Below are 15,925 nucleotides of genomic sequence, written 5' to 3'. Positions count from 1 at the left end.
ATATTAACAGAAAATAGAAATAACAATATACTCATGAGAAAAAGTATCAAGTTATTAGTAGCGTGTATGTTGTGCTCGCCGGTAGCTATCGTGGCCCAGGAGCAAGACAGTTTGTTTACGCGCAAAAGTAAAGTGGCTATAGAGTATGGACGCGGCATTTCTTTCAATCTGAAAGAATCGACTACGGCAACTGCGGTAGCAAGTGAGGAAGAACTTTCGCACAAGAAGAGTATCAATAACTCTAATATGCTTTATGGCTTGATTCCCGGATTGCAAGTACTGCAAAATGCCGGCAATGCTTGGGATGACGCTGCAACGTTGAGAGTACGCGGATATGGAACCAGCAGTTCTACTACTCCATTAGTATTGGTAGATGGTTTTGAACGTTCACTTGATCAGATAAGTGCTGATGAAATAGAGTCTGTCACTGTTCTTAAAGATGCAGCTTCTACTGCTCTCTACGGGATGAAAGGTGCCAATGGTGTTATCCTGGTGAAAACGAAACGTGGAAAGATAGGGAAGCCGGAGATTAATTTCTCTTATCAATTCAATATGGCTACACCACAACGCCTGCCGGAATTAGTTGACGGATATACTTATGCCAAAGCTTTGAATGAGGGATTGACCAACGATGGATTGTCGGCACGTTATTCGGCTAAAGAGTTGGAAGCTTTCAGAACTCAAAGTAATCCGGATGTATATCCGAATGTAGACTGGTGGGACGAAGCATTACGCGATCATAGCTATGGAAACAATGTAACCTTCTCTGCAAGAGGCGGTGGAGAGTTTGTGCGTTATTTTACTCAGTTGAATTATCTGAACGACAATGGCATATTGGAACCGACAAGCGATAATGATGGTTATTCCACTCAGTTCAAATATTCAAAATTGAATATCCGTACCAATCTGGATATCACTGTCAGCCCTACAACTACCGTACAACTGAACCTGTTTGGAAATTTCTCCGAACATAACCGTCCGGGAGAAACGACATCGAACATTTTCAGTGCATTGTATCAAGTTCCTTCTGGAGCATTTCCTATAAAAACGTCTCACAATGTATGGGGTGGTACAACTGTATATTCCAACAATCCGATTGCAAGTATTTCCGGTAGAGGCTATGCTCGCTCTCAAACCCGTAATATGTATGCTGATATGAAATTGAATCAAGATTTGAGTGCTCTTGTGAAAGGATTATCAGTAGGCTTTCAGGTAGGTTTGGACAACAGTGCTTCTTATTGGGACAACAATACCATGAACTTCGGATATGAACAAGCAACGATGAATTGGGAAACCGGAGAAACTACTTATAATACTTTACGTAATGAAGGTACTCTTTCATTCAGTAAGAGTGTCGGATCTTCGGTCAATCATTTCAATTTCGGGGCCTATGCCAACTATGCCAAGGACTGGAATAAGCATAGTCTGGTTGCAACTCTGCAATACAATATGGATAAAACAAATGCCAAGGGTCAGAACAACTCGAAGGCATTTATGGATGTAGTGGCACAGGCCCATTATGTATATGACCATCGTTATGTACTGGACGCATCTTTATCCGGTTCAGCCGCCAGCATTTTGGAACCGGGACATAGATGGGGAATCTTTCCGTCGGTAGGTGCCGCATGGATTATGTCGGAAGAAGCAGCCTTGAAAAGTGACTGGTTGAATCTGTTGAAACTTCGTGCTTCCTACGGTATCGCCGGACGCGCTGATTACGGCACTGATCTTTATCTTGATGTGTACGGTACAGGAGGAAGCTATTACTTCGGAAAAAATCCGGCGAGCATCAGTGGTATGAAAATTACTCAACTGGGTATCACCGACATGACTTACGAGAAGTCCCACAAATTGAATGTAGGATTTGACTTTATGGTTTTCAACAAATTGTCTGTTACTATCGACGGTTTTTACGATCATCGCACAGATATTTTAGTAAGCGGGGATAATGCTGTGTCTTCTATATTTGGCTTAACAGCCCCTAACATCAATAATGGGGTTGTGAATAGTTATGGAGTAGAAACAAGCGTACGCTGGGCAGATAAAATCGGTGATTTTAACTATCAAATTGGCGGTATGCTGACTTTCAACCGTAACAAGATTATCAATCAGAACGAGGAATATCGTCCTTATGACTATTTGAAACGTACAGGCAAACGTTTGGGACAATTCTTCGGTTATGAAGTGGAAGGCATTTACCAGAATCTGGAAGAAATTGAAGACCGTGGTGTTAAACAGAATTTGTCTGATGTTCGTCCGGGTGATTTGAAATATAAAGACCAGAATAATGACGGAGTTATCGATGCGTATGACCAGGTGGCTTTGGGCTATAGTGCTATGCCGGAAATCTATTACTCATTCGACTTGAATCTGGAATATAAAGGTTTTGGTATCTACGCCTTGTTTCAGGGAACGGGAAACCAAAGCCGTCTTCTGAACACTTCAAGTGTGTATTGGCCTTTGATTGGTAACAGCACTATTTCCACCGAATATTATAACAATCGCTGGACTCCGGATACTCCGGACGCCAAATACCCGCGTCTGACTTCAGAAGGTTCTGCCAATAACTATACGACTAACTCCTTATGGGTGGCTGATGCGTCTTATATGAAATTGCGCACACTGGAAGTTTATTACAATTTCTCACAGGAAATGATGAAGAAGAGCAAATTCATCAAAGGTGCCAAAGTTTTTGCACGCGGTCATGACCTTTTCTGTGTAGATAAGATTAAAGTATTGGATCCTGAAAACATCGGAACGAACCATCCGACCATGACTCAGTATACTTTTGGTGTTAACTTATCATTCTAAAAAGTAAAATGAACATGAAGTATTTTAAAATCAAACATATTGCCTTGTTGCTTGCGGTTGCATCCACTCCTCTGTACACAGCTTGTGATTTTATGGATTGCAGTGAAACAGATTACTATTCAAAGCAACAAATTCTGAATAACATAGACCGTGTGAAACAACTGGCTACACAGGTATATAGTTATTTGCCGCATGACTTCTGCAATACATCGGGAGCTATGCAAGATGCCGCTACGGATGATGCTATCCATGTTTACGAATCATCTGCTATTCAACGGTTTGTCAATGGAACGTGGTCGGCCAATTATACAGTTAATGACGTATTTGGTACTTACTACAATGCTATTCATGATGCTAACTTCTATCTCGAAAACTGTGTCGGACTGACGTTTGACGAATGGAAATATTCTGATGGTTTTGCCGATGATTATAAAAGTTATCTGAATTATGAGCATGAAGTTCGCTTCCTGCGTGCATTCTATTACTTTGAACTGGTGAAACGTTATCAGAACATACCTCTGATAACTAAGACACTGACACAGGAAGAAGCCAACGAAGCAGACCCTTCGGATGCAGTTACTATCCTGAACTTCATTATCAGTGAGTGTACTGATTTGGCTAACGACAAATTGCCTGTTAATTATAACAATATGCCTGGTGGAGAAGGTAACTTGCAACGTGCTACCAAAGGTATGGCTCTTGCATTGAAGTCTCGTGCATCTCTGTATCTTGCCAGCCCTTTGTATTCTGCCGATGATACGCAGAAATGGAAAAATGCCGCTCAGGCAGCATACGATCTTATCAGCGAGGCCGGTACTTTAGGATATAGTCTGGACCCGAAATATTCTAATTTGTACGGTGCTACCAATAACCAAAGTAAAGAAGTCATCATGTGTCGTCCCACGGGAGCAAGTACAAGTTTTGAGTCTGCAAACTTCCCGATGGGAGTTACTAAAGGCTCTACTACCACTTGTCCGACAGAAAACTTGGTAAGCGCTTATGAAATGAAAGATGGTACGGCTTTTGACTGGAACAATGCAGAAATGGCTAAAGACCCGTATGCGAATCGTGACCCGCGTCTGGGAATGACTGTAGTATATAATGGTATGGCATGGCCTAAAACGACCCCGGTAGAGGTGTTTGAAGGAGGTAAGAATGGTCAGCCCATTAAAAATGCTACGACTACCGGATATTACCTGAGAAAATATGTGAATAGCAGTGTCACGTTTGAACCGGGTGAAACTACTACCAGTCAGCAGCATAACTGGATTTTATTCCGCTATGCGGAAATCCTGCTGAATTATGCAGAAGCAATGGTAAATGCTTATGGCGATCCCGACTATACAGGCTCCTATAGCCTGAGTGCACGCGATGCCGTCAACCTGGTGCGTAATCGTGGAGATGTGCAGATGCCGGCTTATCTTGCCGGGATGAGCAAAGATGATTTCTTGAAGCGATTGAAAAATGAACGTCGTGTGGAATTTGCATTTGAGGGGCAACGTTTCTGGGATCTCCGCCGTTGGAAGGAATTAGATGATATGCAGAATATTTATAAAGTGAAAGTAATCAAGCAAGCTGACGGAACGATTCAATATACTAAAGAAAAGCTTGCCACTTACACCATTCAGGATAAGATGTATTTCTATCCGATTGCGAACACTGAGCTTTTCAAAAACCATAAGTTAGTACAGAATACGGGGTGGTAAACTTGGAATGAGTCAAGCAATCCTGTAACGATGGGGGGATGTCAAAAAGATACTATCAGCAACCTATTTTGACATACCCCCATTCTGTTTAAAGTAAGAAATTCAGGTATTAATTAAGATATAAAGTAGATGATGAGATGTAGGTATATTGTGTTTTTTATTGTATTATGCGGCCTTTGTATGGCTTGTTCGAGCGATGAACCTACCGACGACTCCATAGGGGGAGAAAATGGTAAAGAAGAACCTCTTCCTGATAAAGGAACCTTATTTGCTGACTTTGAAACGTATGATACTACTCCCTATTTTTTCCGGTATGGCAACTCGGGTAGCAGTAAGATTGACGATTATTATCCACGCTGGGCATATTCTCACATAGTGGTAGATAATCCGGTTAAAGATGAAGAGAATACATCTTCTAAGGTATTGGAATATACTTCGATGGAAGCCAGGAACTATGGTTTGAAATTCCGTTTTTCCGAAGTGGCAGGTATTGATGGGTTAAGAGGAATCCGCTTTCGGATTTACCAACCCGTCAATGTGGTAGGAAAAGAAACCTGGAAAGGAACTTCTAAAGCTGTCTTCCAACAATTAGGCGTGAAACTGATAGGAAGATTTAATTCGGTGAATGATTACGAACAGGAAGAGGGAATTTTATTAACCAATTCGTTGGTCGATTTCAAAGAAGAAGGTGCCTGGAAGACGTATACGTTTACATTCAGTAAGAGTGAATACAGTGCTGCTGCTACACAGTTGAAGAATGGTATAGCAGGTATGGTTATTCTACCTACCTATGGTTCCGGAGTCACTTTAGCTGAAGGGAATAAGTATAAATGTTACATCGATGATATTGAGATTTTATAACAACAGAAGGAGAGTAAAAAGATGAAAGATAAATGGTTTCTACTAGGTATGTTATTATTGGGTATATCATGTGTGAAGGCGCAAACTTCGGACGTGGATAAAATGTTTCCGAATGCCGTGCTTACACGTGAAAGCTATGATAAAGTGAAAACCGTATTGGAAAAGGCTGATAATACAGCTTTTCCAATGAACTGGTATGTCAAACAGATAGAAACTCCGGCTAAAAAGATTGTGGAGAGTGACCGGAAGACGACCCCGGTTAAATCTATAGACGAAAATCCGAGTAACGTAGACATCAGTAACGAAATGAAATCCATCCATCAGTTATGTCTGGCGTATACTTTTACTCAAGATAAGACATATCTGAATAAAGCGGTCGAATATCTGAAAGCATGGTCTGAAATCAATGTTGCCTTGTCGAAAAGAAATATTCATGAAGAAGCGTATAATATTGCTGTGGAAGGCTATTCATTGATTCGTAAAGTGATTGACCAGTCCGACCGGGAACTGATTGATACCTGGATACGTAAGAGGGCAGAAGTGTTTATTAAAGATAATGACTTGAGAGTCAATAACTGGGGTACCTGTTTGTTGTATCAGTTCTATCTGTTCGGCACGGTATTGGAAGATGAAGCAATAGTTGATAAGTTCCGTTCTTCGTATGATAGCTGGGTGAAAGGTAATCTGTTCCCTAACGGAACGACAACGGATTTGCTTGGGCGTGACGCTTTTGCTTATCATGCTTATGATTTGCTGTTTTTTGCACGTATTTGTCATCTGAAAGCTATGTATGAAGGTTACGAAGCTGCCGGAGCCTTTTATGAGAAGGATGTACATTGGGGAGCTTCTATCCGGAATAGTGTGGTTTTCTGGAAACCTTTTCTGTTGGATCCCAAGAAATATACTCACCTTGAATTTGTTGGAACGGAATATGAACCGGATAAGAAACGTTCGGATTACAATAAGGCTTACAATCCTTCGGGAACTTTGTATGTGATCGATGAATTGTACGAAATAGATAAGGAACTTAAAGAGGTATTAGATCATTATAAACGTAATCCGGATGTTTCTTTAAAATTGGGATTAAGTTCTTTGCGTTGGTATTGATAGTTGTATAAAATAAGTTTTGTATGAAAAGAATTTTTATAGTAATTGTTCTTTTGACGATTATGGTCAATTATTCTATGGCTGCTACCGGAGATAATCTGCACTGGTTCAAAGATGCGAAGTTCGGTTTGTTTATACATTGGGGATTATATTCTCAGACAGCAGGTGAATGGAAAGGCCATCCAACTGAAGGTGGTGAACACTTTATGTTTTATGAGCGCATTCCATTAAAAGAATATGCAGTAATAGCCAAAGATTTTAATCCGGTAAAATTTGATGCGAAGAAATGGGTGCAGGCTGCCAAGCATGCAGGGATGAAATATCTGGTGTATACAACTAAACATCATGATGGATTTGCCATGTATAATTCAGCTTGTAGTGATTATAACATAGTGAAATGTACTCCTTTTGCCAAAGACCCTTTAAAAGAACTAGCGGAGGCTTGTAAAAAAGAGGGAATCAAATTGGGGCTTTATTATTCATTGGGACGTGATTGGGAAGATCCGGATGTTCCTACTAACTGGCCTGTAAAAGCAGGTCGCAGTAATACTTGGGACTATCCGGATGAAGACAGCAAACAGTTACCGGCTTATATTGAGCGTAAAGTAAAGCCACAATTAAAGGAATTGCTTACTAATTATGGTGAAATAGCGGTTGTCTGGTTTGATACGCCTGAGTTGGTTACCAGACAGCAGAGTGAGGAATTACGTGAACTGATTCATTCGTTGCAGCCGGGATGTTTGATCAACAGTCGTATTGGAAATGGATTGGGGGATTATTCAATTGTTGAACAGAAACTTTCTAACGGTATAAATAACAAACCTTGGGAAGCTTGTCTGACGATGGGTAAGAATTGGGGATACAATCGTTATGATACTGTCTATAAAAAACCGGATGTGTTAATTAGAAATTTTGTAGATATTGTCAGTAAGGGTGGAAATTTATTGTTGAATGTAGGACCGGACCAGGCCGGATGTTTTCCGGAGCAAACAGATATAATATTAAAAACTTTTCATAAATGGTTGGAAAATAATGGTGAGGCTATTTATGGAACAACTCCCTGGCGTGTCTTTGGAGAAGATTTTACAGAAAATAAAATAGAAGATTCTGAACAGAAACCTTTTCATGATGCAGTATATGATGGGACTCCTAAGGATATTGTACCTGATGTTCGTTTCACCATGAGAGGCAAAAGTGTGTATATTATCATGCGTCATGTTGCTAAGTCTTCTTGTACATTACATTCTTTTTCTCCGGAGGTTGATAAAATCAGAAAAGTTACATTACTGGATAATCATAAGAATGTAGACTGGAAATTGGATGGTGACGGATTGAAAATCAGTAATATACATCGTTCCACTAAAGATGTTTTTCCTGTTTATGTGTTAAAAGTAGAATATTTCTGATACTTATGAAATTTAGAATAAAGGTTGTGAATTTCCATAAAATTTGCAACCTTTTTTATTATATCTGATATAACTGGAGAGGGTCTTAATAATAATCGTAAAGGCGGAATGATAGACTAATTCGCCTATAAAAATGTTGTTTATATCTAGTATTTTTGCGAATATTGCGGATTGTTGGTATATTTAAGCGATTAATCTGTAATTAACAGAACAACATCAAATAAAAAATAATATGAAGTTACGGCATTTATTACTGTTGTTTGTTTCTTTTTTCTTTATTTCGCCATTATATGCTGAATATTTCAAACATATAGGTTTGTCGGAAGGGCTTACACAGCCTTCTGTAATGGCGATTTATCAGGATAGGTTAGGCAGAATGTGGTTTGGTACGAAAGAAGGAATAAGTCAATATGATGGAAACCGTGTGAGAGTATTTAAAGGTTGGATAACATCTGTTGGCGAAGAACCTCCTGTCTGGTTGGGGAATGAGGTCTCGTTTATCGTTGGTGATAGTTTGGATAATTTATATTTCTTGATTGATAAGAATTTAATCAAATATGATATACAGACAGAGAGATTCACCCGGCTTACGACCGAGGGTATTATCACTGCGCTTGCTTCTTCCGAAGGACAGGTGTGGTATATGCAACACGATTCTTTATTTTATCTGAAAGCAGATGAGGAACCAACCTTTGTATTGAAAACAAATATCACTTCGCGTATTTGTTGCCTCACCATAATGGATGATGAGATTGGTATCGGAACATATAACGGAGTCTATCTGATTGACCGCCGTTCATATCAGCAGAAACAACTACTGGAAGGGGTGGAAATTTATCGCATATTTGAAAGTTCTCAAAAAGATCTATGGATTGGTACCCGTATGCATGGATTATATCGGATGAATGACAAACAGCAACTGTTGAAGATCCCTTATTTGCCGGGAACTTCGGAAGGTATCAGTAGCGAGCAGATTCGTGATTTTGTAGAAGATAACGAAGGAAATATATGGTTCGGTACTTTTGACGGACTTCACCGGTACAGTATTAGCAACAGGCAGTATTCTCTTATTCAAATCCCTCAATATGTGGGCGGGCTGAATCATCCCTCTATCTTTGCATTATATAAAGATGTTGCCGGAACTATTTGGGTGGGTAGTTACTATGGAGGAGTTAATTATTTCAGTCCTCAACATGACACTTTTGTGCATTATGACTATGGGAGAAACATAAATTCATATTATTCTTATATCGGAGAAATTGTTATTGACAAGAATGAGCATTTATGGCTTAGTACAGATGGAGGTGGTATCACTTGCGTAGATAAGAAATGGAATACCCTTCAGCAGTTTACGGCCGGTGGAAAAAACTCCATTCCTCATAATAATGTGAAAAGTATTTGTTATGATGAGGAAAAGAATTGTCTGTATATAGGGACCTATTTGGGTGGATTGTCACGTTATGACCTCAATACAAGTCGTTTTTATAATTATTGGAAAGAAGAGGCTCACTCTTCCGATATGCCTGATGAAATTGTTTTTCATGTAAAAAAGTGGAAAGATCAGATATATATATCTGCCCATAATGGTTTTTTCAGGTTGGATACTCAGACACAGAAGTTCTATAAGATCAATATTCCTTTCGCATTTTATGAACACTTTGATATTGATGCGGAAGGTAATCTGTATATAGTGGGGTGGAAAAATGTTTTGTGTACCCATGTTGAACATCCTGAGTCTATAATCCATATTTCATTGGCGGAGGGTGATAGCAAAGCAACTCCTACCCGTGTGCTTGCTACTTCCGGCGGTGTCTATATCGGTACACTGGGAATGGGACTTTTCTTTTATGACCGGCAGACGCGTAACATGGCTCATTATACCTCTCGGAATAATCAGTTGCCAGGTGATTTCTGCTATAATCTTTGCCAGACTCAGGATGGGAAGGTTTTGTTTACCAGTGATAAAGGAATTACCTGTTTTGTTCCTTCTGAGGGTACTTTTACAACGATTGATTTGATGAGTAATTTCCCTTCAACTCATATTATCAACGGATGTGGAATTTTGGTATCCGGAGGGGGGAATGTTTATGTGGGAGATACGAAAGGAGTAACTGTATTCTCTGAAAATGAGTTTAATAAAACCGGTGCTGTTAATGAAAATTCTAATTTTTATTTTTCGGAACTTTGGGTTGATAATAGGACAATTATACCGGGAGATGATACAGGTATATTATCTCAGTCGCTTCCGTATACTCGCGAACTCAAACTTAATTACGATCAGAATAATCTGATTATTCATTTTGCTTTGTCTGATTACGGGCAACAGCTTTCGGAGAAATGGTTTCAATATAAGCTTGAAGGTTTAGACAATAATTGGGTTAAAACCAAACAAACAGAACTGTACTACACCAATCTGAATCCGGGAAAATATACGTTACACGTAGCTTCAGTAAATGAAAAGAGTGGGCAGAGTTTGAAAGAAATAACGATGCAGCTTGTCATTGCTTCTCCGTGGTATAATACATGGTGGGCATGGATAATCTATGTGACGGTTTTCATGGCATGTGTTTTCTATTATGTATACAGTAAGATAGCAAAACGCACATTAGCTCTTTCATTGGAAAAGGAACGTTTTGAGAAGCAACAGATAAAGCAGCTTAATCAGGAAAAACTGGTTTTCTTTACGAATGTAAGTCATGAGTTCCGAACTCCTTTAACTTTGATTATCAGTCATATTGATATACTATTACAAAAATATTCACTGAATCCTTCCATATACAATCAGATAACGAAGATAAGGAAGAATGCGCAGCAAATGAATAAGTTGATTTCCGAGTTACTTGAATTTAGGAAACTGGAACAGAACTACGGAACGATACAAATACAGCAACAGGATATAATTGTATTTCTGAAAGAAATCTATCTTTCCTTTGTCGACTATGCCCAGCAAAGGAATATAAATTATGAATTTAAATTACCGGAACTGCCTGTCTTATGTTGGTTTGAGCCGCAATTAATGGAAAAAGTGTTTTTCAACCTTTTGTCCAATGCTTTCAAATATACTTCTGACAAGGGAAGTATCATTCTGTCGGGGGAGATAACGAACAGTGATATAAAAATTAATATTACGGATACCGGTATCGGTATTTCCGAACAAGATAAAGATAAAATATTCGCACGATTCTTCCAGGGTAACAATCAGGAAAAGAAAGGAAGTCTGTTTAGTGGAACCGGTATCGGATTGGCATTGACCAGAACAATTGTGGAAAAACATCATGGAGAGATAACGGTGAAAAGTATTGTTGGTGAAGGTAGTACGTTTACAGTGCAACTGCCTCGTCGGAAGGATGTATTCCTGAACGATAAGAATGTACAATTCTATACTCAGGACTCTGAAAGTGATGTCATACCCGACTCAATGCCTGTATTTGTGGATGATGGGAATCCGGCTATAGAACTTGTTGAGACTAAAGATACGGAGAATAAGACTCATACAGTGCTTCTTGTGGAAGATAATGATGAATTACTTCAGATTCTGAAAGAGCTTTTCGAACCTTTCTATAAGATTATCTGTGCTCATGACGGAAAAGAGGGGTTAAGTCAGGTTTATGAGAGCTCACCTGATTTAGTAATCAGTGATGTTATGATGCCCGAAATGACGGGAACAGAAATGTGTCTGCAAATTAAGAATAATATAGATTTATGTCACATACCTGTGATTCTGTTGACTGCACTTAACTCTACTGAGCAGAACATTGAAGGACTCAGCCGTGGTGCCGATGATTATATCACGAAACCTTTTCATGCACAGTTGCTACTGGCACGTGCCAATAATCTGATACGCAGCCGACTGCTGGTGCAGCACCAATTTGATAAAAAACCGATGTCCGAAATTGATTTGGCTAGTATTAATCCTTTGGATAAAGACCTGCTGAAACGGGCTTCACAGGTGATTGAACAGCATATTGATGATACAGAATTTGATATTCCTGCTCTTTGTAAGGAAGTAGGTGTCGGCAGGTCATTGCTTTATACTAAATTCAAAGCCTTGACCGGCATGACACCTAATAACTTCTTGTTAAATTACCGCTTGAAACATGCAGCCACCTTATTGAAGCAATATCCTAATCTTCCCATTGCAGAGGTTAGTGATCGTAGTGGATTCAATGCGCCTGTATATTTCAGCCGGTGCTTTAAAAGCCAGTTCGGATGCACTCCTCAAAACTATCGGAAGGAAAAGAGACAGACTGACTGAATCAGGATTGTTTCTTTTTCCCGAAACAGTTTGTTCTGCTGTTATTTACAGGACGAATTGTGAAGTCCGGTTGTGTATCTTTGGAATGAATGATTACTTCTTCGCCTTCCTGTAAATCTATTTTATACGTAGATTCGGATAGAGATGTGACCTCAAATTTCCGTTTTCCTTTGAAAACAGGTGAAGAAATGTCGGTTACTATAACACAAGGTTCACCTGCAAGGCTTTTGATAGTGATAAACTCAGTTTTGCCGTTTTTCCGGCTGGCTGTAATAAGGAAAGCTCCTTCAGTACGGAAGTCTTTATAGGCAATGTCTTTCCAACTGTCGGGAACGGCAGGAAAGATACGCAGCTTTCCTCCCCAGCTTTGAAGCAACATATCATGAATGGATTGGGCAGCGGACAATGGTGTTTCAATGACCGGTCCCGATTCACGGTAAAGTGTATTGACCGATAAGAATTTGGTAAACAATTTATTAAGGTATGCAAGCGCTTCATTGCCATTTCCCAAAGCGGACGATATGGAGGAGGCTCCGGTACATGAATATCCTTGATGTGCCCCGGCTTTGCTTTGCCAGTAAAGGAGTGATTTCTCTATAAGTTCATATTCTTCGGGATTCTCTTTATTGATAAGATATAAAGGATAGGCAGCCAATAGATGTGAATAGTGGCGATGAGAAAAAGCGTAAGGAACATCCCGTCCTATCATAAGTCCGTTGGCCGGGTCTGTGGGGAATGGGGTAAGTTCCTCCAAAGTCGTTTTCCAACGGGGGATAAGCGGTTCGTCTATTTTCAGCCGGTCGGTAATGTCAAGTAATGTCCGGCAACCCCAACGTAACAATGCCAGGTCGAAGTTGCAATCTTCCGCACTACCATATTCTGGAGAGTACGTTTGGGGTAGATGTATCTTACCGTCTTTTCCTTTGTAGGTAAAGTGCAGGTAGTAATTAATTGACTGTTTAAGTACGGGAAAGAGTTTGTTTAGTAATAGCTCGTCATCCATTTTATGGCGGTAAATCAGCCATAGACTGTGACATACCCAAGGCAAAAGTCCGACTTCCGGTGCTTTGTCCACACCTGGGATGCCGACTTCGCCGGATTCGCATATCAGGTTTGATGAGCGTCCTATTGCCAACGCATCTGTGCGGTAGGCTTCCGGTACGTTCTTCTTGAGGTTTTCTGTGTTATTGTAAATGGCATTCTCCAGGGATGCCGCCAAATCAAGATGATTGGAGGCATTGAGTGCCCAATAGGTCAGTTGTACATTCAGATTCCACCATGCGTTGGGCCATGGAGTGACGGTAAGCCACGGACCGGTGTTGTCTATCAGTGCACGGTCGCTACGTGTGGCACAGGCAAGTTTGTACAACTGTATCCAGTAGAAGTTTTCTTTCATTCCATCCGGCAGAGTAAGGAAACTGCTTGGATAGTAGTGATTCCACCAAGAGCGGTGCTGTTTCTTTAATTTTCCGGTTCCTGTTGCCAGCGCATAGTCCAGAATCCGGGCGGCATCCTTTTCTGCGGTAGCTTCGGGATATGAATGGGTTACGGTAATCCAATACGTACGTTCATTCTTTTTGTTTTTCGTTTCTTTCCATGCAACGGCCGTTTCGCCTCCTGCCTGCAACTTTTGAATGGATATTTCCGGTTTTACTTCCGCTGCCGGGTTAAGAGAATAGTCTTCGGGTACTTTTATCCACTTTCCTTCTCCCTTCGCATACAGATAACGCGGGCTTTGGGCGGATGCGGGTATCCAGTCCCAACGAAAGTTTTTCTCACCGTCGGTGGCGGTGGTCTGAACCAGCATTACCATATCGTTGGCATGTACATAAGCGTGCAACCGGATAGTCCCTCTCGTAGTAGTTATTTCTGCATTTGTTTCTGCGTTCTAGATATCAAGATGCATCGTTCCGTTTATAATTTTACCTTCGGGGTGTAAGGCAAAGTGTCCGGTTAGCAGTCGGGGGATGGCAAATAAGTCCGCTCCCGTTCTGTGGTCGTGTACAGAACAGTTGCCGGTTTCAAATCGGATATAGTTCTGTTCCGGTTCCTTATAAATCATAAGTCCCAGCATACCGTTACCCATATAAGCTGATTCATACCAGTATTCGGGCAGTGTTTCCCAAATCAGATCTTGTTTCTGCATAAAAACAGGCCAGTCTATGTCAGTCTTTACTTTTTCTGTTCGGGCAGATGCAGGTATATATCCTATCACTGACAGACAAAGGCATAAAATAAGAATGCGTATTTTAATGTTCTTCATGATGTTGTATGATTATTATGTCGCGGGCAAAGATGAAGATTATATCTGTATTAATCAATATTTTCCCGGTCGATTTGGGAGATTTGGAAAATAGGTGCAATTATTGAGGACAATTTAGTCAGATAAGATAAAAATAAATGGTGCTATTTTGCCGTATATTAATATCGTTAATTTGATAACGATGAAAACAGTACTTATATTTGTGTTCTCACAGATTTATACAAATATATACTCGTTCATTACAAAAAGGAAATTATTCATTTATAATAAAGAATCTATATCATGAAATTGAAAAACTCTATTCTTGCAGGATGTGTTGTTCTTTTGAGCGCTGCATCTTGCACCCAAAGAGCAGCCGAGAAACAAACATGGGTTGAAAAAGCAATTGAAGACGCACGCGCCCAAATCGGACTGGAAATTGATACTATCGAAAGCAGCGGCAAATTTATGAATCCGGTGACACTGAACGATAAGGGTGATGTCTATTATTGCGGATATGCCGATTGGCGGAGTGGATTTTTTCCCGGTAGTGTGTGGTATCTGTATGAACTGACGGGAGATACTACTTTGCTCCCGCTTGCCCAAAAATATACCGAAGCTATTAGCGAAGCACAAAATCTGACCTGGCATCATGATATAGGATTTATCATTAATTGCAGCTTTGGCAATGGACTGCGTCTGACAAACAAGTCTGGCTACAAGGAAATAATAATTCAAGCAGCAAAATCTCTTTGTACTCGTTTTCGTGAGGAACCTCAAGTGATTCAAAGCTGGGATGTAAAAGGAAATAGCTGGCAGTCGAAACGCGGTTGGGAATGTCCTGTTATTATAGACAATATGATGAATCTGGAATTACTCTTTGAAGCAACCAAACTTTCGGGTGACTCTGCTTTCTATAAAGTAGCGGTGATGCATGCAGACCGTACTCTGAAAGAGCAGTTCCGTCCGGACGGAAGCTGTTATCACGTTATTGATTACAGTATTGAAGATGGAACCGTACGTCATCGCCAGACTGCACAAGGTTATGCCGATGAATCTGTCTGGTCTAGAGGACAAGCGTGGGCTATCTATGGATATACTGTATGTTACAGAGAGACAAAAAATCGTACTTATCTTGATCAGGCAGTCAAGACCTTCGAATTTATGAAAAATCTAAAGAATATGCCGGAGGATCTCATTCCATACTGGGATATGGATGCACCCGATGTTCCTGTTGCTCCGCGGGATGCTTCTTCTGCTTCTGTCATTGCATCCGCTTTATATGAAATGAGTACTTATGATTTACCGGATGTCGCTTCTTACCGGGCGTATGCCGACAGAATAATGAAATCGCTTGCATCAGAAAGCTATACTGCCAAATTGGGAGAGAACGGACGGTTTATCCTGATGCATAGTGTAGGTAGTATTCCCCATAACAGCGAAGTGGATGTTCCGTTGAACTATGCGGATTATTATTATTTGGAAGCTTTGAAGCGTAAAACGGATATTGAAAAGACTGTCATTTAAAAAGAATAAT

Annotated in this window: 9 protein-coding genes; 7 read left to right on the top strand and 2 right to left on the bottom strand. The window is 40.2% G+C overall.

Annotated elements, in window-relative coordinates:
* Positions 1–33: 33 nt before the first annotated feature.
* From ACGHVY_RS23915 to ACGHVY_RS23890, 6 genes are all read left to right on the top strand, one after another.
* Positions 34–2,811 carry a SusC/RagA family TonB-linked outer membrane protein gene (locus ACGHVY_RS23915; protein WP_390601999.1) on the top strand — a complete coding sequence of 926 codons (2,778 nt, stop codon included), beginning with the start codon at positions 34–36 and terminating at the stop codon, positions 2,809–2,811.
* A gap of 14 nt (positions 2,812–2,825) precedes the next feature.
* Positions 2,826–4,517, top strand: coding sequence for a RagB/SusD family nutrient uptake outer membrane protein (locus tag ACGHVY_RS23910; protein WP_390601998.1), 1,692 nt, complete (start codon positions 2,826–2,828; stop codon positions 4,515–4,517).
* Between the two features lie 180 nt (positions 4,518–4,697).
* Positions 4,698–5,378, top strand: a complete 681-nt coding sequence (locus ACGHVY_RS23905; RefSeq protein WP_390601997.1) for a hypothetical protein — start codon at positions 4,698–4,700, stop codon at positions 5,376–5,378.
* 21 nt (positions 5,379–5,399) lie between these two features.
* Positions 5,400–6,485: an alginate lyase family protein gene (locus ACGHVY_RS23900; protein WP_390601996.1), complete on the top strand. Its 1,086-nt coding sequence runs from the start codon at positions 5,400–5,402 to the stop codon at positions 6,483–6,485.
* Positions 6,486–6,508: 23 nt separating this feature from the next.
* The gene (locus ACGHVY_RS23895) at positions 6,509–7,891 is read left to right on the top strand and encodes an alpha-L-fucosidase (protein WP_390601995.1); all 1,383 of its coding nucleotides are present in this window, start codon (positions 6,509–6,511) and stop codon (positions 7,889–7,891) included.
* Between the two features lie 232 nt (positions 7,892–8,123).
* Entirely contained in the window at positions 8,124–12,146 is a 4,023-nt protein-coding gene (locus ACGHVY_RS23890; protein ID WP_390601994.1) for an ATP-binding protein, read from the top strand.
* A 1-nt stretch (position 12,147) separates the two neighbouring features.
* On the opposite strand, the gene ACGHVY_RS23885 is transcribed toward ACGHVY_RS23890, so the two are convergent.
* Together ACGHVY_RS23885 and ACGHVY_RS23880 are read right to left on the bottom strand one after the other, a co-directional pair.
* Positions 12,148–13,959 carry a glycosyl hydrolase family 95 catalytic domain-containing protein gene (locus ACGHVY_RS23885; RefSeq protein WP_390601993.1) on the bottom strand — a complete coding sequence of 604 codons (1,812 nt, stop codon included), beginning with the start codon at positions 13,957–13,959 and terminating at the stop codon, positions 12,148–12,150.
* 75 nt (positions 13,960–14,034) lie between these two features.
* On the bottom strand, positions 14,035–14,409 hold the full coding sequence (locus ACGHVY_RS23880; RefSeq protein ID WP_390601992.1) for a hypothetical protein: 375 nt from the start codon (positions 14,407–14,409) through the stop codon (positions 14,035–14,037).
* A 282-nt stretch (positions 14,410–14,691) separates the two neighbouring features.
* Between ACGHVY_RS23880 and ACGHVY_RS23875 the strand changes: the two genes are divergently transcribed.
* Positions 14,692–15,915 carry a glycoside hydrolase family 88 protein gene (locus ACGHVY_RS23875; RefSeq protein WP_390601991.1) on the top strand — a complete coding sequence of 408 codons (1,224 nt, stop codon included), beginning with the start codon at positions 14,692–14,694 and terminating at the stop codon, positions 15,913–15,915.
* The last annotated feature ends 10 nt before the right edge of the window (positions 15,916–15,925 follow it).

The sequence above is a fragment of the Bacteroides sp. f07 genome (assembly GCF_042854785.1).
Taxonomy (GTDB): domain Bacteria; phylum Bacteroidota; class Bacteroidia; order Bacteroidales; family Bacteroidaceae; genus Bacteroides.
This window is presented reverse-complemented; position numbering and strand designations above follow the sequence as displayed.